The 19,640-nt window shown below is 28.9% G+C and carries 16 protein-coding genes and 1 other RNA gene; 13 read left to right on the forward strand and 4 right to left on the reverse strand.

The window, feature by feature from the left end; genetic code table 11:
• Positions 1 to 1,353, forward strand: coding sequence for a TrkH family potassium uptake protein (locus ACULEV_RS07105; RefSeq protein ID WP_445457976.1), 1,353 nt, complete (start codon positions 1 to 3; stop codon positions 1,351 to 1,353).
• A gap of 57 nt (positions 1,354 to 1,410) precedes the next feature.
• Here the strand turns inward: ACULEV_RS07105 and ACULEV_RS07110 are convergent, their stop codons facing one another.
• Complete coding sequence (locus ACULEV_RS07110) at positions 1,411 to 2,832, reverse strand: L-serine ammonia-lyase (RefSeq protein WP_445457977.1); 1,422 nt, start codon at positions 2,830 to 2,832, stop codon at positions 1,411 to 1,413.
• Positions 2,833 to 3,096: 264 nt separating this feature from the next.
• On the opposite strand from ACULEV_RS07110, the gene ACULEV_RS07115 reads away from it, so the two are divergent.
• Both ACULEV_RS07115 and dnaK read left to right on the forward strand, forming a co-directional pair.
• A complete protein-coding gene (locus ACULEV_RS07115; protein ID WP_445457978.1) occupies positions 3,097 to 4,011 on the forward strand; it encodes a metalloprotease in 915 nt (304 codons plus the stop codon).
• 193 nt (positions 4,012 to 4,204) lie between these two features.
• A complete protein-coding gene (gene dnaK / locus ACULEV_RS07120) occupies positions 4,205 to 6,094 on the forward strand; it encodes a molecular chaperone DnaK (RefSeq protein ID WP_445457979.1) in 1,890 nt (629 codons plus the stop codon).
• Positions 6,095 to 6,208: 114 nt separating this feature from the next.
• On the opposite strand, the gene ACULEV_RS07125 is transcribed toward dnaK, so the two are convergent.
• Positions 6,209 to 8,746 carry a zinc-dependent metalloprotease gene (locus tag ACULEV_RS07125; protein ID WP_445457980.1) on the reverse strand — a complete coding sequence of 846 codons (2,538 nt, stop codon included), beginning with the start codon at positions 8,744 to 8,746 and terminating at the stop codon, positions 6,209 to 6,211.
• A 251-nt stretch (positions 8,747 to 8,997) separates the two neighbouring features.
• Between ACULEV_RS07125 and ACULEV_RS07130 the strand changes: the two genes are divergently transcribed.
• From ACULEV_RS07130 to ACULEV_RS07150, 5 genes are all read left to right on the forward strand, one after another.
• Complete coding sequence (locus tag ACULEV_RS07130; protein ID WP_445457981.1) at positions 8,998 to 9,627, forward strand: hypothetical protein; 630 nt, start codon at positions 8,998 to 9,000, stop codon at positions 9,625 to 9,627.
• A 76-nt stretch (positions 9,628 to 9,703) separates the two neighbouring features.
• Complete coding sequence (locus ACULEV_RS07135; protein WP_445457982.1) at positions 9,704 to 10,654, forward strand: NAD(P)H-dependent flavin oxidoreductase; 951 nt, start codon at positions 9,704 to 9,706, stop codon at positions 10,652 to 10,654.
• Positions 10,655 to 10,658: 4 nt separating this feature from the next.
• Positions 10,659 to 11,180: a DUF4442 domain-containing protein gene (locus ACULEV_RS07140; RefSeq protein WP_445457983.1), complete on the forward strand. Its 522-nt coding sequence runs from the start codon at positions 10,659 to 10,661 to the stop codon at positions 11,178 to 11,180.
• Positions 11,181 to 11,269: 89 nt separating this feature from the next.
• Positions 11,270 to 11,635 carry a hypothetical protein gene (locus tag ACULEV_RS07145; protein WP_445457984.1) on the forward strand — a complete coding sequence of 122 codons (366 nt, stop codon included), beginning with the start codon at positions 11,270 to 11,272 and terminating at the stop codon, positions 11,633 to 11,635.
• A gap of 123 nt (positions 11,636 to 11,758) precedes the next feature.
• The gene (locus ACULEV_RS07150; RefSeq protein ID WP_445457985.1) at positions 11,759 to 12,166 is read left to right on the forward strand and encodes a hypothetical protein; all 408 of its coding nucleotides are present in this window, start codon (positions 11,759 to 11,761) and stop codon (positions 12,164 to 12,166) included.
• Between the two features lie 233 nt (positions 12,167 to 12,399).
• Here the strand turns inward: ACULEV_RS07150 and ACULEV_RS07155 are convergent, their stop codons facing one another.
• Positions 12,400 to 13,473, reverse strand: coding sequence for a glutaminyl-peptide cyclotransferase (locus ACULEV_RS07155; RefSeq protein ID WP_445457986.1), 1,074 nt, complete (start codon positions 13,471 to 13,473; stop codon positions 12,400 to 12,402).
• 89 nt (positions 13,474 to 13,562) lie between these two features.
• Here ACULEV_RS07155 and ffs point away from each other — a divergent pair.
• From ffs to fsa, 4 genes are all read left to right on the forward strand, one after another.
• Positions 13,563 to 13,661: signal recognition particle sRNA small type (gene ffs, locus ACULEV_RS07160), an RNA gene on the forward strand.
• Between the two features lie 88 nt (positions 13,662 to 13,749).
• Complete coding sequence (locus ACULEV_RS07165) at positions 13,750 to 14,748, forward strand: enolase C-terminal domain-like protein (RefSeq protein ID WP_445457987.1); 999 nt, start codon at positions 13,750 to 13,752, stop codon at positions 14,746 to 14,748.
• A gap of 48 nt (positions 14,749 to 14,796) precedes the next feature.
• Entirely contained in the window at positions 14,797 to 15,600 is an 804-nt protein-coding gene (locus ACULEV_RS07170) for an SDR family oxidoreductase (RefSeq protein WP_445457988.1), read from the forward strand.
• 82 nt (positions 15,601 to 15,682) lie between these two features.
• Positions 15,683 to 16,339: a fructose-6-phosphate aldolase gene (gene fsa, locus ACULEV_RS07175; RefSeq protein ID WP_140963051.1), complete on the forward strand. Its 657-nt coding sequence runs from the start codon at positions 15,683 to 15,685 to the stop codon at positions 16,337 to 16,339.
• 84 nt (positions 16,340 to 16,423) lie between these two features.
• Here fsa and ACULEV_RS07180 read toward each other — a convergent pair whose 3' ends face one another.
• Positions 16,424 to 17,827 carry a TlpA family protein disulfide reductase gene (locus ACULEV_RS07180; protein WP_445457989.1) on the reverse strand — a complete coding sequence of 468 codons (1,404 nt, stop codon included), beginning with the start codon at positions 17,825 to 17,827 and terminating at the stop codon, positions 16,424 to 16,426.
• 163 nt (positions 17,828 to 17,990) lie between these two features.
• Here ACULEV_RS07180 and ACULEV_RS07185 point away from each other — a divergent pair, with 163 nt between their 5' ends.
• Positions 17,991 to 19,610: an ABC-F family ATP-binding cassette domain-containing protein gene (locus ACULEV_RS07185; RefSeq protein WP_445457990.1), complete on the forward strand. Its 1,620-nt coding sequence runs from the start codon at positions 17,991 to 17,993 to the stop codon at positions 19,608 to 19,610.
• Positions 19,611 to 19,640: the final 30 nt, after the last annotated feature.

Genomic DNA, 19,640 nt, shown 5'->3' on the forward strand with positions numbered 1-19,640 from the left:
ATGCCTAAAACATTACTTCAAACCGTTAGACGCGAATACTTAAAATTTCATTTGCGATTAAATCCTCAACAAAGTTTATTCTTTGGTTTTTTTATGTACATGATATTAGGTTGGATATTTCTTTCTCTACCTTTTTCACAGAAAATTCCGACTAATTTTATTGATACTTTATTTACTTCAACATCAGCACTTTCAACTACAGGATTAGCAACTGTAAGCACTTTTGATAATTATACTTTTTTTGGCCAATTTATTATTTTAACATTAATTCAAATAGGAGGAATTGGATACATGACTTTAACGACTTATATTTTACTTTCCACTACTAAACAAATAACTCATTGGCATAAAAAAATATTATATAATGAATTTACAATGCCAAGAGAATTTAAAGTTCAAGATTTCCTAAAATCGGTTATTGTGTTTACATTTACGATTGAGATTATTGGAGCGATTTTGTTTTACTTCGCTTTTAGACCTATCCATTCCGATACACTTTTTACTATTTGGACTAGTATTTTTCATAGTATTTCATCTTTCTGTACAGCTGGATTTAGTTTGTATAACACTAGTTTTGAAGGTTATGCTACAAACACTTTTTTAAATGGAATTGTCATTTTTTTGACTATTTCGGGTGCATTGGGATTTATAGTTGTAACAGATATCTGGTATTATATTTCTAAAAGAACTAATGAAATTTCTTTTACTACTAAGATGATTACTTTAACCTTTTTTTCGGTTTTATTCATCGCATTTTTAATTCAATTTTTTGGAGAACCTTCTATTCAGAATTACGATTTTGGTAATCGAATTCAAGTGGCTTTATTTACTACTGTCAATTCAATTACTACTGCTGGTTTTAATTCAGTGTCAATTGGAAGTTTAAGAATGAGTGTATTACTTAGCATTATTTTTTTAATGTATGTAGGAGCAGCACCGTCAAGTTCTGCTGGAGGAATGAAAATTACAACTTTAACGGCTATTATTGCAATTGTAAAAAGTAAAATAAGAAATGAATATAAAGTGACCTATTTTGGTCGAAAAATTCCAGCTGATAGGTTAGAAATGGCAGTTTCAACATTTGTTTTTTATACTGCCATATTGTTTTTAAGTGTATTTTTATTAAGCTTTACTGAAAATCAAACTTTGGATAAAATTCTCTTTGAAGCAACTTCTGCTATAGGAACTGTTGGATTGAGCATGGGAATTACAGGAAGCTTATCTGAATGGGGGAAAATAATTTTAGTGTGTATTATGTTTATTGGAAGAGTTGGAGTGATCACTTTTGGATTAGCCATTTTAGCAAAAAAACAGCATAAATTTATTGACAATGAAACAGATTTGGCTGTATAATTTTGTGTTTTAATTTTTTAAGATAAATCTTCCAATAATAAATTGTAATATTTTTTATTAACAATCTGTTAAATTAACCCCAATAGCTAATCCACCCTCTGAAGTTTCTTTATATTTAGTATTCATGTCTTTTGCTGTTTCCCACATGGTTTTTACTACTTTATCTAAAGGAACTTTTGCATTTTTTGCATCAGTTTCTAAGGCTAATTCAGCTGCATTAATTGCTTTTATTGCACCCATAGTATTTCTTTCAATACAAGGAATCTGAACTAAACCTCCAATAGGGTCACATGTTAATCCTAAATGATGTTCCATAGCAATTTCTGCAGCTACCATAACTTGCTCAGGACTTCCACCCATAACTTCACAAAGTGCAGCAGCAGCCATAGCACTAGAAACACCTATTTCAGCCTGACAACCACCCATAGCAGCTGAAATTGTTGCTCCTTTTTTAAAAATACTACCTATTTCACTAGCTGTCATTAAAAATTGCTTGATATGTTCTTCGTTTGCCTCATGATTTTCAATTACTAAATAATACATCAAAACTGCAGGAATTACACCAGCACTTCCGTTAGTAGGTGCTGTAACAACTCTTCCTAAAGAAGCATTTACTTCATTTACAGATAAAGCAAAACAACTTACCCATTTTAAAATCTGTCTAAATTTTACTTCAGTTTGTCTTATAATTTGCATCCAAGAATAAGGATTATCATAAGGAAGAACACCTATTAAATTTTTATGCATATCATAAGCTCTTCGTCTAACATTTAATCCACCAGGAAGAATCCCTTCAGAATGACAACCTATATACATACATTCTAACATAGTATCCCAAATACGCATTAATTCATGATGAATTTCTTGCTCACTTCTCATTGATTTTTCATTCTCATAAACAATTTCACTTACTTTTTTCTGTTGTGAATTGCAGTATTCTAATAGCTCGGAAGCTTTATCAATAGGAAAAGGGAAAGCACATTTTATTTCTTCATTTATAGCAGAATTAATTCTTTCTTCTACAACAACAAATCCACCACCAATAGAGTAGTAGGTGTTTTCATATTCTGATTCAGTTGTATATGCGGTAAATTTAATACCATTTGCATGAAAAGGTAAAAAATCTCTATTAAAAACAATATCCGTAGTAATATCAAAAGGAATAATTATTTCATTACCCAAAAAAAGCTCTTTTTTATTTTTAATAGCCGATATAATAACATCTATACTTTCAACAGGAATATATTCAGGATCAGCTCCACTTAATCCTAGCATTACTGCTAAATCTGTGGCATGACCTTTTCCAGTTAAAGATAATGAACCATATAAATCTACTCTAACTCTGTTTATGGAGTCAATTAATTCTTCATTCTTTAGTTCTTTAATGAATCTTTCGGCTGCTCTCCAAGGACCAAGAGTATGAGAACTTGAAGGACCAATACCGATTTTTAACATGTCAAAAACTGAAATACATTCCATTTGTTATTATTTAGTTTACAAATATATGTTAGAAATTTAAATATAAGATATTATTTGTAAATAGATCTAGTGTTATATTTTTTATGTCATAGTTCATTTTTGTTAATTTTTCTATTTTTTTAACAAAAAATGCCGACTAACACCTTTTTTTTAAGATGAATTGCAATTTTGATAAATAATTAACTTTTTAGGTAGATTTAATGTAATGTTAATATAGAAAAAACATATAATATTGTAGCCTTAATAACCTTAACTATTTTAATAATGAAAACAAATTTCAGAAATGCATCTCTCTTTTTGGGAGCTTTAGTATTAACAACAATGCTATCTTGTAGTAATGATGAAGAAGTAACTCTTGATTCTCAAGATGAAGTATTATCAGTTATAGACCAACAACCAAACCAAAAAGAAGGAGATTGTGGTTATGTTGATGGAAACTGGAGCTCTACAGCAAATCTTTACACAAGTTTACCTAATAGTGGTAGTACATCGGGGTCTAGTTTAATAGTATCTCAGAATTCTGCAATTAAAACTTTTTGGAGAGGTTCATCTGGCTCAACACCAACTTTCCGATTTGTAAGAGATTTATCTAATCCAAATTCTACATTCAATGCTATTTCTTATAGTAATGGTAAAATTTATTTTGGAGAAGCAATTTTTAAATGGGCTTATAATAGAGATTCATCTAATTTAATCAACGTAATGATTTTAGCACATGAATATGGACATCAATTACAGTATATTTATGGATTACCTTCTAGGAATGAGTCAACAGCAAGAGCTGCCGAATTAGAAGCTGATGGTATGGCAGGATACTATTTAAGAAGAGGATATGGAAAATCTACTTTCTCATCAATTGCTACTGCTTATGAAGCTGCTTATGCTATTGGTGATTATAACACTTCTTCGCCTGGTCATCATGGTACTCCAGCACAAAGAAAATCGGCAGTACGTTTAGGTTTCTTATTTGCTGATCCACAAAATTCTACATTATCACCTTCAAACTTCGATTATTATTTCTTTTACTATTATAATGGAGTTTTAAATGGACAATATAGAATGGCACAACCTGAAGGAATTGCACCAGAGTTTCACACATTCATGATGTCTCACATGGAAGAATTAAGAAAAATTGCTACAGGAGAAATGTCTGATGAAGAATACATCAATTTAAGATAAAATAATTAGTAGATAATTTGTAAAGGTTGCCATGTGGCAACCTTTTTTTATGTCATTATGTCATCGTTTATTTTTAAATTAATGTCAAATTAATGACAAATATTCAAGATAGCTGTGTTGGCACAAAGATTGTCTAATAGATAACAAGTTTTGAAAATGAAATAAAAACACACAATAAATTAAGATTAAAATTATGAGTAAAATTATTGGAATTGATTTAGGAACAACAAATTCATGTGTTGCTGTTATGGAAGGTGGAGAACCTGTTGTAATTGCAAACGCAGAAGGAAAAAGAACAACCCCTTCAGTAATTGCATTTGTAGAAGGTGGAGAAATTAAAGTAGGTGATCCTGCTAAAAGACAAGCAGTAACAAATCCTACTAAAACGATAGCTTCTATTAAGCGTTTTATGGGCAATAAATACTCTGAAAGTGCTAAAGAAGCTTCTACTGTTGCTTACAAAGTTGTAAAAGGAGATAACGATACACCTAGAGTTGATATCGATGGTAGATTATATACACCTCAAGAATTGTCTGCTATGACACTTCAAAAGATGAAAAAAACTGCTGAAGATTATTTAGGTACTACAGTAACTCAAGCAGTTATTACTGTACCTGCATATTTTAACGATGCACAACGTCAAGCTACTAAAGAGGCAGGACAAATTGCAGGATTAGAAGTTATGCGTATTATCAACGAGCCTACAGCTGCTGCATTAGCTTATGGATTAGATAAACAAGGTAAAGATCAAAAAATTGCAGTTTACGATTTAGGTGGAGGTACATTTGATATTTCTATTTTAGAATTAGGAGATGGTGTTTTTGAAGTGTTGTCTACTAATGGAGATACACATTTAGGTGGTGATGATTTTGACCAAGTTATTATTGATTGGTTAGCAAATGAATTTAATAGTGCTGAAGGAATTGATTTACGTAAAGATCCAATGGCATTACAACGTTTAAAAGAAGCAGCTGAAAAAGCTAAGATTGAATTATCATCTTCTGCACAAACAGAAATTAACTTACCATATGTAACTGCTACCGCTACTGGACCTAAACACTTAGTGCAAACATTAACACGTTCAAAATTTGAGCAATTGGCTGAAACTTTAGTGAAACGTTCAATGGATCCAGTTGCTAAGGCTTTAAAAGATGCTGGTTTATCAACCTCTGATATTGATGAAGTAATCTTAGTTGGTGGTTCAACACGTATTCCAGTTATTCAAGAACAAGTTGAAAAATTCTTTGGTAAAAAACCATCAAAAGGAGTAAATCCTGATGAAGTTGTAGCAATTGGTGCAGCTATTCAAGGTGGAGTTTTATCTGGAGATGTTAAGGATGTATTATTATTAGATGTTACTCCATTATCATTAGGGATTGAAACCATGGGTGGAGTATTAACAAAATTAATTGAATCTAATACAACAATACCAACTAAAAAATCTCAGGTTTTCTCAACTGCAGCTGATAATCAACCATCGGTAGAAATCCATGTTTTACAAGGTGAAAGACCAATGGCTCAAGATAATAAAACTATTGGTCGTTTCCATTTAGATGGTATTCCACCAGCAGCAAGAGGAATTCCTCAAATTGAAGTTACATTTGATATTGATGCAAATGGTATCATAAAAGTGTCTGCAACTGATAAAGGTACAGGAAAATCACATGATATTCGTATTGAGGCTTCTTCAGGTTTAACTCCAGAAGAAATTGAAAAAATGAAGAAAGATGCTGAAATGAATGCTGAGGCTGACAGACAAGCAAAAGAAAAAGCTGATAAATTAAATGAAGCTGATTCTATGATTTTCCAAACTGAAAAGCAATTAACTGAATTTGGAGAAAAATTATCGGAAGGTAATAAGACTGCAATTGAAGGAGCTTTAAATGAATTAAAAGCCGCTTATGAAACTAAAGATGTAGCAACTATTACTCCAGCTTTAGATAAAATAAATGAAGCTTGGAAAAATGCATCTGAAGAAATGTATAAAGCACAAGCTGAAGGTGGAGCTGCTCAAGAAGCACAACCACAGGCAGATGCTACAGGAGATCAAACTCAAGATGTAGATTTTGAAGAAGTAAAATAATTATACAATTTCAAAATACAGAGTAAAACCGAGTCAGAAATGATTCGGTTTTTTTATGCATAGAAAAACCGTTCCTAAATTAATAAGAACGGTTATTTTAAAATTGATTTAATATTATTTAGGATCTAAAGCTGTATCTATTCTTGATAATAAATCTTGTAAATGAAATTTACTTAAACGATCACTAGTAATTGATAAAGCGGTTTTAATTTCTCTTTTTAATTCTGATAATTGTCCTCTAGCTATTGAAGGAATATCCGTTTCATTGTATTTAACAGGTCTTCTGTTTAAACCTCTTGCTGTTTGTTTTCCATCAACATCTAATGCTCCAATTACTTCATTAATATATAATTTTTGTAAATTTCTTCTGTAAATATCAATTGAAGAACCTGTTTTTAGTTCTGAAAAAATTCCTTTTTTCAAATCGGTCATAAGCTTATCTACAGAATAATTTTCTTTATTTACTGATGAAGTTTCAATTAAACGAATTAAACGGTCTCCAGATAAAAGACTAGATAAAGTATTGTTTTGTAATGCTTTTATAGCTTCAACTCCATTATCTGGATTGATTTTAGACATAATATTTTGATCTAAAATCCATTTAGGAGTTTTAAATAATTGAGTATTTAAGAAAGTAACTGCTTCATTTTGAATACTATTTGGTACAACCTCATATTGAGATCCTTCCATATCGTAAGTTTTAGGTGTTTCATAAATACCTCCTACATTTTTTGTAACATGCCCCATATATCTTCTGAATTGTCCCACTAAAGAGCCATATAGTTCTTCTAATTCAGAGTAATCTTCTCCATCTTCTTTGCTCCATTCAATTAAATTAGGTAAAATACGCTTAAGATTTTTTATTCCATATTCAGAAGCTTTCATTGCATTATCACCTAAATCTTCCGTTTGATATCGTGGGTCATATGGACTAGTTTCTGTACCAAACCATAAACGACGGTTTTTGTAAGCTTCCTTAGTCATGGTATTTAATAAAGCTTTTTCTTCTTCTTCACTTTTTGCATCTTTGAAGTAAGAATAACCCCATTTTATAGCCCATTTATCATAATCTCCAATTCTTGGAAATAAATCAGTAATATTATCTTCTGGTTGTACAACATAATTAAACCTAGCATAATCCATTATAGAAGAAGTATGTCCATTTTTCTCAATAAATTCTTTATTTCTAAGCATTTCCACAGGAGTTGCGTTACTTGCTCCCATATTATGACGCAATCCTAAAGTATGTCCTACTTCATGAGAAGAGACAAAACGTATTAATTCTCCCATAAGTTTGTCGTCAAACTTTTTATTTCTAGCTCTAGGATCCACAGCAGCTGTTTGCACTAAATACCAATCACGCAATAAACTCATTACATTATGATACCAACCAATGTGACTTTCTAAAATTTCTCCAGTTCTTGGATCATGAACATTAGGTCCGTATGCATTAGGAATATCTGCTGCAAAATATCTTAAAACAGAGAAACGAGCATCTTCCAAACTCATTGTTGGATCATTTTCTGGCCAATATTCGCCACTAATTGCATTTTTCCAACCCGCAAATTCAAAAGCTTCTTTCCAATCGTCTATTCCTTGTTTAATAAAAGGTTTCCATTTATCTGGTGTGGCAGGATCTATGTAATATACTATTGGCTTTTTAGGCTCAATTAATTCTCCATTTTTTTGTCTTTGAGCGTCTTCTTCGTTTTTAGGTTCTAATCTCCATCTAACGGCAAAAATTTCTTTATCAGCTTTTAAAGATTCTTCTTTAAAAACATCATAATCATTTGCAAAATAACCAACTCTTTTATCAAAAGGTCTTTTACGCATTTGTTGTTCAGGTAAAAGAAGCATAGATGTATTTAGTTCCAAAGTAACCACACCTGCATCTAAGCCTGATGGTAAGTCGACTCCTATTTTTGGAGTAGGAGTTCTAGATATTTTAGGCTGTTCTGTCGAAAAAGTTTTCACACTTCTAATTTCAGTATTTATTGGAAAACTTTTAATGTCCTGTATAAATGATTTGTCTTTTTGAAAAGATTGAATACTTAATAGTTGTTTATTAATTGGACTAAGTGAAAAAGTTTGAACATCTGCATCAAAAGTTGAATTCATATCAATTACATAACCAATATTTTCTTTTTCAGATGCATCTTTTTTGTAAGCTAATATCTCATAATTACCAATAATTGGATCAGAACTTGAGTTTTTAACAGCTCTTGCAATGGGTTTGTCTTCATCAGGAGACATTATAACATAAGTAATAGAACGTAAAAGAATATTATCATTTAATCCTTTTTCAAATTTTACAACTTGTCTATTAATTTCTTCTCCTCCAAAAATACCTCCACCAGCTGGAGTTTTTGAGTAGCGAGTGATAGTCATTATTTCTTTACCAATTAAAGAATCGGAAATTTCAAATAGAAATTTTTTGTCTATTTTGTGAACATCAATTAGCCCTTTTTGTGTAAATGCGGTAGAATCAATTACTTTATTGTAAGGTTTTGGACCTTTTTTTTCTTCTGGTTTTTTAGCAGTTGCAGCAATAGGATCTTTCGAATTCTTTTTTTTGTTTTTTCTTTGTGCGTGGCTTCCAACCGTGGATAATAACAGAAAACAGGTCGCAAGCAATGTGATTTTTTTTAACATAAATTGGGTTATTTTGGTTTTGTTTTCTCCAAATTTATTTTAAAAAGACTAGAATTATTATTTAGCCTAAAAATTATTAGATTTTTTTAACATTTAATATATTTTTTTAACAAAAAAGAAGTTTTTTATGTTTTATCAATTGTACCAATGTTTTTCGTATTTTGGTAACTTTTAATAAAGGAAGAAAAGAATCTTACATTACTTTGTTAAAAAATAACCATTGTAATCAAATTAATTTTAAAAAAAATAATATGAAAAGTGCATTTTTGGTTTTACTTCTTATTGTAGCTGCTACAGGGTTTTCTCAAAAGAAAAAAACAACAAGCAAAAAAACAACTTCAAAATCTGTTTTAGCTAAAATTGATAATCTTACTGCAGAAATAAGTACAGTTGATAAGCAAAAAAAAATAGTGTTGTTTGTTTTAAATGATGGAAATAAAGAAACAATAGAATTAAGTAATAATAATCCAGATTTAAATCCTATTAATTTTGCAATAACACCATTTACAGTAAATAATGTTAAATTATATCATATTCATTGGGAAGAAAAGAATAAAATTAGTACAAAACTTAAGAATGAAGATCAAGATATAGTTGAATCTCAAATTTGGAATATAGAAAAAAAAGAATTGTTACTAGGAAATACTCAAAAATCGAGTCATATAGTTGAAACTGTTTTTTTAGATAAAAATAAAACAGCTTCAGAAACACAAGAAAGAAATAGAAAAGAAGGATTTGAGTTTAATTTATTACCAAATGGCGATGTTATCTTAAAAAATAAATCCCAGCAAAATACATATACATATAATGCTAGTTTGAACAAATATGAAATAAAAAAAGGATCTAATTCTAAGCCAGCTTCTTCACGTAAAAAAAGATAATGCAGTATAAATATAAATAGTATGCATGCATACTATTTAATAAAACTTTTCTATATTTGAATAAAATTAAATTAAAATGGAAAAACCAAATTTAAAAACGCTACTTGGAATTAAACACCCTATAATTATGGCACCTATGTTTTTAGTATCTAATACTAAAATGGTTGTAGAAGCTATGAAAAGTGGTATTGCTGGATGTATTCCTGCATTAAATTATAGAACTTTAGAGGAGTTAAGAGCTTCAATAAAAGAACTAAAAGAAGCAAAAGTTGAAGGAGGAAGTTTTGGTTATAATTTAATTGTTAATAAATCAAATGTAAAGTATAAAGAGCAACTTAGAGTGTTATGTGAAGAAGGAGTAGATTTTATTATTACTTCTCTAGGCAGTCCAGAAGAAACAATAAATGAAGCACATAAAGTAGGTATTAAAGTATTTTGTGATGTCACAGATTTAGGTTTTGCTAAAAAAGTTGAAAGTTTAAAAGCAGATGCTTTAATAGCTGTTAATAATGTAGCAGGCGGTCATAGAGGAAATATTGAACCAGATGAATTAATTAAACAACTTAATGAAGGAACCTCTTTGCCAGTTATTTCTGCTGGTGGAGTAGGAACTAAGGAAGAATTAGACAAAATGTTAAGTTATGGCGCTATTGGAGTTTCAGTAGGTAGTCCTTTTATTGCTTCTATTGAAGCAGGAGTTTCTGATGAATACAAACAAGCATGTGTTGATTATGGAGAAAAAGATATCGTCCTGACAGAGCGTATTTCGGGAACACCTTGTACAGTAATTAATACACCTTATGTTCAAAAAGTAGGAACAAAACAAAGTTGGTTAGAACGTATTTTAAATAAAAACAAATCTTTAAAGAAATGGGTTAAGATGGTTCGTTTCTACATTGGTATGAAAGCAACAGAAAAAGCGGCTACACAAGTAACTTATAAAACAGTTTGGGTTGCTGGACCAAGTATAGAACATACAAAAGCAATTTTACCAGTTAAAGATATAGTGACTCATTTGACGGTTTAATATTATGTACGATACTATTTTTAGTTTCTTAAACCGTTTTTATAAAAAATCTACATTATTTAAAGCAATGTTTAATATTTCTCCCATGTACAGAAGAAGTTGTGGAAGAATTATTTTTGTTTCTGAAGATATACATGTTGTAAAAGTTAAAATCCCTTTGTCTTATAAGAACAAGAATTATGTAGGTTCTATGTTTGGTGGAAGTTTGTTTTCGGCAACAGATCCAATTTATATGATACAATTAATGCAAATTCTTGGAAAGGATTATGTCGTGTGGGATAAATCAACTGAAATTAGATTTAAAAGACCAGTGTATAGTAATGCTTTTGTAACTTTTGAATTTAGTTCTGAAGAGATAGTTGAAATTATTGAAAAAGTAAATAATGAGAAAGAGATTGATTGGGTCAAAAATCTAAAAATAACGAATGGAGAAGAAACTATTTTTACCGAATTGAATAAAACAATTTATATCAGTACTAAAAAATATTACAAAGAGAAAAGAGCTAGCAAGAATAAGTCAAATTAGTTTTTGAACAGCATTTTAGAATAAATTAACATTACTTTTTAGTATTGAACTTTAATTGCAATTATTTTTGCACAAATAATTTAATTGACATGAGTAAGTATTTTAAGTACTTATTTTCCTTATTAGTTGTTATTGCTTTTATTACAAAAAGTAATGATAATCTTCCAATAAATTCTCTAAATGATAGTTTAGAGCCAACACATTATAGTCAATTATCTCAAAAGAATAATGATGTTGCAATTCAAATTGAAACACAAAATGTTTTTGTTGAACATATAAGTTTGTCTTATTTATTTAAATTTCAAAAGTCATTTTCGTGTTTTTTTTCTACTTCATCTTCTACTAAAGAGTTACTTTTTTCTTTTTTCACTAATTTATATGAAAAAATATTAAATAACACTTTAGTATGTTTTTCTAATATTCAAATTATTTATCCATTTCATAGTTTTTGGTAATTATTAATCTTTTGATTGTTATTTACTTATCAATCATAATAGAGATAAATTAATAATTTAAATAAATAATAAGAAATGGATTTACCCAATACAATAATTGGGACTATATTATTTTTAGTCCTAATGCTACCAATATTAATTATAAATAGAAATGGCAATAAAAAGACAAAAAAACTGATAACTCAGTTGAATTTATATGCTAATAAACAGAATAAGGACATTCTTGAATTTGATACATGGACAAATAATTCAATTATTGCTATGAGTAGTGATAAGGAAAATATTTTCTTTTACAGAAAGAAAAATTCAAATGTTACAGCTATAGATATTCCAGTTAAATTAGTAAAAAATTGTTTTTTAAATGATTCAAAAAATGGAGACAAAACGATTCATACTTTGGAATTAGTTTTTGAAATGCATCCTAATAACGAGACTATTAATTTAGAGTTTTTTAAAATTGATGATCAAAATTTTGTAATAGGAGAAGAAATGAGAATTGCAAAAAAATGGGCTACAAAGTTAAATTACTAAAAACAATAGCATTCTATTGTTTTTAGGATAAAAGATAAAAATAGAGGAGAAGTCTAAACAACTTTTCTTCTATTTTTTAGCAAAATAAATTCCGCTTTTGTATAATAGTTTATCAAAATAAAATCTTTTGTACAAATTTTACATCGCTTAATAATTGCTTCATTATTTTAATAACAACCTTTATTATTCTGAAGAATTTAAAAAATAAAAAATATTTTTTTACGATTAACTAATTACTCTAAAGCGATTTCAAATGTTTTGTCCCAATTTTTACCTGTTAGAAAAATGGTTTTAGTCTTAGGATTATAAGCTATTCCATTTAAAACATCTACATCAGGATGTTGAGTTACCTTCGATTTTAAATCTTTTAAATCTAAGATACCTTCAACAGCACCATTTTTAGGGTTAATAACCGCTAGAGCATCTCTACCATACACATTTGCCCAAATCTTTCCTTCAATCCATTCTAATTCGTTTAGTGATTCGATTTTTGCTTTTTTGGTATAAACGTTTATATGATCAACCTCTTGTAGTGTTTCTGGATCTAAAATGTAAATTTTTTCACTACCTTCACTCATGTATAAATTCTTACCATCATTGGTTAAACCCCAACCTTGCATTTCTTTAAAATATTTGAAAGTTTTAATCTTTTCAAACGTATCTGCATTGTAAACATAACCTTCATTATTCAACCAAGTTAGTTGATATACTTTATTGTTTAAAATGGTAATTCCTTCACCAAAGTATTGTTCAGCTAGTGAAACCGTTTTGTAAACATCTCCTGTTTTATAATTAGTTTTTCTTAAACTTGAAATACCTCTTTTTCCTGTTCCTTTTCCTTCTCCATTTCCAGTTCCTTCATATAATGTATCTCTATAAAATTCAAAACCTTGTGTATAGGCTTTTATGTCATGAGGATATGTATTAACTATTTTATACTTCAGTGCTTTTGGATTTATATTGGAAGCAACTATAAAGTTAGCAGTCACATCTACACTTGTTTCATCTGCATAGACAGAAGCATTGATTTTTTGATATCCTAATTTTTGATTAGATAAGTCAAATTTTAATTTACTATTATTTTTTACAGAGCCAATTTTTGTGCCATTAATTAAATAAACAACTGAGTCAATAGTTTTATTTTCTTCATTTTTTATAACTAAATTTAAGCTCTCATCTAATTGATAAACTTGCTTTAAAGCTGAAGTATCAATTGAAAATAATTTTTTTTCATCATTTTTATTATTTCCACATGAGTTAATAAAAATGCTTAATAGTATGAAAGCGAAAGGCTTAAGATTCATCATCACAGTAAAATTTTATTAGTACAATATACAACGTTTTTTTAAAGTTGCAATTGTCCTTGCAAAAATATAAAATGTTTGTATATTTGCATCGGCAAGTCCTACACGACCAGCTCCTGCAGACTCCCCCAGGGTGGGAACACAGCAAGGGTAAGCGGTTGTAGCGGTGCGATGTAGGTCGCTTGCCATTTTTTTATTTCAAATGCTTTTTTAATACTTTTTCAAAATACTACAGTCTCCTTCAAGGAGATTTTTTATTTTTATGCCAATATTATAAATATGAAATTAAAGTGGCAAATTGTTCGATTGCAGTTAAAAGAAAAGTTTTCCTTAAGTTGTGGTGATTATACTTTTAGGGATGCATTGATTATTTCGTTAAATTATAATAGAGAAACAGGGTATGGAGAATGCATAGCTATAAACTATTATAATATAAATTTGAATGAATTTATTTTAAAATTAGAACTAGTTAAAAATAAAATTGAGAGACAATCGATATTACATCCTATAAAATTTTATTCCTTTTTAAAGAAATTAAGATTGCATCTATTTCTACAATCTGCTTTAGATTGTGCTTACTGGGATTTATTTGGTAAACTAGAAAATAAAAATTTTTTAGAATTAAATTCTATTTCTTATAAAAGACTTAAGACTTCTTCCATTACTATTAGTGCTGCACCAGTGCAAGAACAGCTTGATAAAATTGAGGCGTTAGGTTGGAAAAAGTATAAAATAAAATGCAATAATTATGATAGTAAATCAATTGAAATGCTATATAATACGGGTAAAAAAATTGCTCTAGATGCTAATGGAAGTTTTACTATTAATAATTGTAAGGAATTAGAAGAAAATCCTATTTCAAAAAAACTAACTTATATTGAACAACCTTTAGAAGTAGGATATCAAAATTTCTCTAATTTAGACATTACTAAAAATGTGAATTGGATGGCTGATGAAGATTATCAAGGAAATAGAACCTTTACAAGTTTAAAGTCGCATTACACTTCTATTAATCTTAAGTTAGTTAAAGTAGGAGGTTTGACACCCGCTTTAAATGCAATAAAAAAGGCTAGAGCCAATAAATTAAAAATCATGATTGGTTGTATGACAGAAACTACTATAGGAATTTCAGCAGGAGCTGTTTTGGTACCTTTAGTTGATTTTGTAGATTTAGATGGTGCTAATTTAATAGCTAATGATGTAGCGAGAGGTAGTTCAATAAAAAAGGGTAGAGTTTTACTTTCAGAGAAGCCAGGTTTAGGAATTTCGTTAAAATAGTTTTATAAACCTATTAAAAGCTTTAATTTCGCAATATAATTTAGAAAAATGAGCAAAGTTGTTTTTATTACAGGAGCTTCTTCTGGTATTGGTAAAGCTATTGGAGAATATTTACTTAATAAAGGTTTTACAGTTTATGGAACTAGTAGGCATCCTGAAGTCATTCAAAATTCAAAAATTCCATTATTAGCTTTAGATGTAAGAAATGTTGAAAGTATAAGAAAAGCAATTCAACAACTAATTGAAAAAGAAGGAAAAATTGATGTAGTGATTAATAACGCTGGAGTAGGAATAACTGGACCACTAGAAGAAATTCCAACAGAAGAAATTAAAAATAATTTTGAGACTAATTTATTTGGACCTATTGAAGTAATGAAAGCGGTTTTACCACAAATGCGTTCTCAAAAAAGCGGTCTAATCCTTAATATAACCTCAATTGCTGGTTATATGGGATTACCTTTTAGAGGCGTTTATTCGGCTTCTAAAGGTGCTTTAGAATTAGTTACTGAGGCAATGAATATGGAAGTGAAATCATTTGGAATTAGAATTGTAAATGTTGCTCCAGGTGATTTCGCAACAAATATTGCTGCAGGAAGGTATCATGCACCAGTAATCATTGGTTCTGCTTATGAGAAAACTTATGGAATGACTTTAGATATGATGAATAATCATGTTGATTCTGGAAGTAATCCAAATGATATGGCAGAAGCAATTTATACTATTATTACTGCCAAAAAGCCAAAAATTCACTATAAAGTAGGTGCTTTCATGCAAAAGTTTTCTATTGTTTTAAAACGCATTCTACCAGATACTGTTTATGAGAAATTATTAATGAATCATTATAAGTTATAGATATATAATTTTAGAATTTAGAAAAAATAAATTGTAATTTCGCATTTTTAAACAACACACATATATAATTAAATAAAAACGTATGAAATTTTTTATTGACACGGCTAACTTAGACCAAATTAAAGAAGCTCAAGCATTAGGTGTTCTAGATGGAGTTACTACAAATCCATCATTAATGGCTAAAGAAGGAATTACTGGTAAGAATAATATCTTAAAGCATTATGTAGATATTTGTAATATAGTTGAAGGTGATGTAAGTGCAGAGGTTAATGCTGTGGATTATGACGGTATGATTAAAGAAGGGGAAGAACTTGCAGATTTACATGAGCAAATTGTTGTGAAGTTACCAATGACTAAAGAAGGAATTAAAGCTTGTAAGTACTTTTCTGATAAAGGTGTTAAAACAAATGTTACTTTAATTTTCTCTGCTGGACAAGCTTTATTGGCAGCAAAAGCTGGAGCAACATATTGTTCTCCATTTTTAGGAAGATTAGATGACGTTTCTACAGACGGATTAAACTTAATTGATGAAATACGTCAAATTTATGATAATTATGGTTTTGAAACTCAAATTCTAGCAGCTTCTGTTCGTCATACGATGCATGTTGTAAATTGTGCTAAAATTGGAGCAGATGTTATGACAGGACCTTTATCATCTATATTAGGTTTATTAAAACATCCATTAACAGATATAGGTTTAGCTCAATTTATTGCTGATTTTGAAAAAGGGAATAAGTAATTATTTGAAAAGTAAAATTAAAAATAATTAAAAAGGGCGATTTTCAATATTGAAAATCGCCCTTTTTAATATTAATATAGTTGATTATAAACCTTTTTCAAAATGAGCATCAAATAAATTAGCAAAAGCATTTTTAATGGTCCCATCTGGGTTTAAAATTATTGTTCTATGAATTTTAGTAATTACCCAATTTTCTTTAATCTCCTCAAAATTAACAGCTTTCAATTCAAGAACATTTTTAAAATCATATTTTTTAAATGTTTCTAACCAATTTTCTTTCGTATCATTAATATTTATAGCTATAAAATTAATATTTGGATACTTTTCTTTTAATGTTAAAACCTTTTCATGTACAGTTTTAATATGTGATTCAGCGTGTGTAGTCCAAAAGAAAATTACTGTTTCCTTATTATTTATCAAGCTCTGTAAATCAACACTTTTTAAATCTTTATCAATTAAAGATACCTTTGGAAGTTGATTGCCTAACTTTAAATTTTGTACAGCATTATAAATTTGAGTAACTTCTCTATGTTTTTCTTCATCTGAAGATAATTCTATATATCTATCTATGAATTTTTTATTATTATACATATTCTGATCTTCTAATAAATACATGTAAGCAATGTTGTTTAAAACAATATTTTTTACATTATTATCTTTTAATAAAGTATCAGCAATATTTAACTTTTGAATATTTTTTTCAAGAGATTTTATTTCTAATTTACATTTTCCTTTTTCGTACGTAACATTATTTAATAAAGCAGAAACATATTTGATAAAAGGAGAAAAACTACCTAGTTGTGGGTTATTTAGATTTAATGTTTTTCTGTACGAATAATAATCTTTGGGTAATTTTGGACAAATATTCTCACCAGTTTTGTATTCATGAGCATAAGGATACAATTCTTTTTTATAAAAATAATGAAGATCTACACCAGCTTGTGCAATGTCATCAAAATTCTTATTCCAGTTTATTTCAGATTTGCGCTTAAGATAATATGCTCTTCTATTTTTATAACTAGAATCAATAGATTTAGTATAAGTTTCTAAATCTTTATCTAAAATTTCATATAAATTAGATCTATCATTTTCATTTTTTAGGTATAAATCAATTAGAAAATTATTCTTTTCATCTCCTCTTCCACAAAATGACAAAGAATTATCAAAATCCATAGAATTCAAACGAATCATTAAACTATCATTCTTATCAAAATAAACATATTGAAATTCAGGAGTGTGTTTGAAAGTATATAATCCTGAAGCTAATGAATCAAATTTATGTAGAAAACGATTATTTTTGTCTAAATAAATAGTATCAAGAATAGTCTCATCCTTCATAAATAATACAAAATTATCTTGTGGATTAATGATTTCCCCACCGAAATAAGCCACATAATTGTCAGGTTGAAAGTCTTTTTTGCAAGAAATTAATGTGGTTAAAGCAAGGATAGATAAAGGTAAAAAGTATTTAATATTTTTTTGAATCATTTATTAATTTACTAATTATTAGGAAACAAAATTAAATTTTCCATGTTAAAGGTCTTGTTAATGATGCGTTAAAATAAACATAATATAAGTTATGCATCTATTAGGATACCAAAACTGCATATTTTTTTCTACTTTTGCAACAATTTTATAAAAAACAATAATAATGTTAACAGTTTCTAATTTATCAGTTCAATTTGGTAAACGTATTTTATTTGATGAAGTAAATGTAACCTTTACTCAAGGAAATTGCTACGGAATCATTGGTGCTAATGGTGCTGGAAAATCTACCTTTTTAAAAATTTTATCAGGTGAAGTTGATCCTACATCAGGAAGAGTAATACTAGAACCAGGAAAACGTATGTCGGTTTTAAACCAAAATCACAATATGTTTGATGAACATACGGTTTTGGAAACAGTTTTAATGGGAAATAAAGTGCTACATGCTATTAAAACAGAAATGGACGCTTTATATCTCGATTATACAGATGAGAATGCAGACAGAATAGGTGAGTTGCAATTGCAATTTGATGAAATGAATGGTTGGAATGCAGATTCTGATGCTGGATCAATGTTATCTAATTTAGGTATTTCTGCAGATTATCATTACACCTTAATGGGTGAATTAGAAGGTAAACTAAAAGTTCGTGTATTATTAGCACAAGCACTTTTTGGCAATCCAGATGTATTAATTATGGATGAGCCTACAAATGATTTGGATTTTGAAACAATTGGTTGGTTAGAGAACTTCTTAGCTAATTATGAGAATACGGTATTAGTAGTTTCTCACGACCGTCACTTCTTAGATGCAGTTTGTACACATGTTTCTGATATCGATTTTGGAAAAATTAATCATTATTCAGGGAATTATACTTTTTGGTATGAATCAAGTCAATTAGCAGCTAAACAAAAAGCACAACAAAATAAGAAAGCTGAAGAGAAAAAAGCAGAACTTGAAGAGTTTATTCGTCGTTTTAGTGCCAATGTAGCAAAATCTAAACAAGCTACTTCTCGTAAAAAAATGATTGACAAATTAAATTTAGACGAAATAAAGCCTTCTAGTAGAAGATATCCTGCAATAATATTTGATACAGAACGTGAAGCTGGTGACCAAATTTTAAATGTACAAAATTTAAGTGCTTCAATTGATGGTGAAGTATTATTTAATAATGTAGATTTAAATATGGCAAAAGGTGATAAAGTAGTAGTTTTTTCTAAAGATTCTAGAGCAACAACTGCTTTTTACGAAATATTAAATGGAAATCAAAAAGCCGATTCAGGTACTTTTGATTGGGGAATTACAACTTCTCAATCCTATTTACCAAGTGATAATCATGAGTTTTTTGAGAATAAAGACTTAAATTTAGTAGACTGGTTACGTCAATATGCTAAAACAGAAGAAGAAAGAGATGAAGTTTATATTAGAGGTTTTCTTGGAAAAATGATTTTCTCAGGAGAAGAAGCATTAAAGAAATGTAATGTTTTATCAGGAGGAGAGAAAGTGCGTTGTATGCTTTCTAGAATGATGATGTTAAGAGCAAATGTACTAATGTTAGATGAGCCAACAAACCACTTAGATTTAGAATCGATTACAGCTTTTAATAATTCATTGAAAAATTTTAAGGGTTCTGTATTATTTACTACTCATGATCATGAGTTTGCACAAACTGTTGCGAATAGAGTTTTAGAAATCACTCCAAAAGGTGTTATTGATAGATACATGACATTTGATGAATATCTAGAAGATCCAAAAATTAAAGAGCAACGTAAAACAATGTATGCGTAAAATTATAAATCCCGATTAATCGGGATTTTT

It is taken from the genome of Flavobacterium sp. HNIBRBA15423 (genome assembly GCF_052655965.1).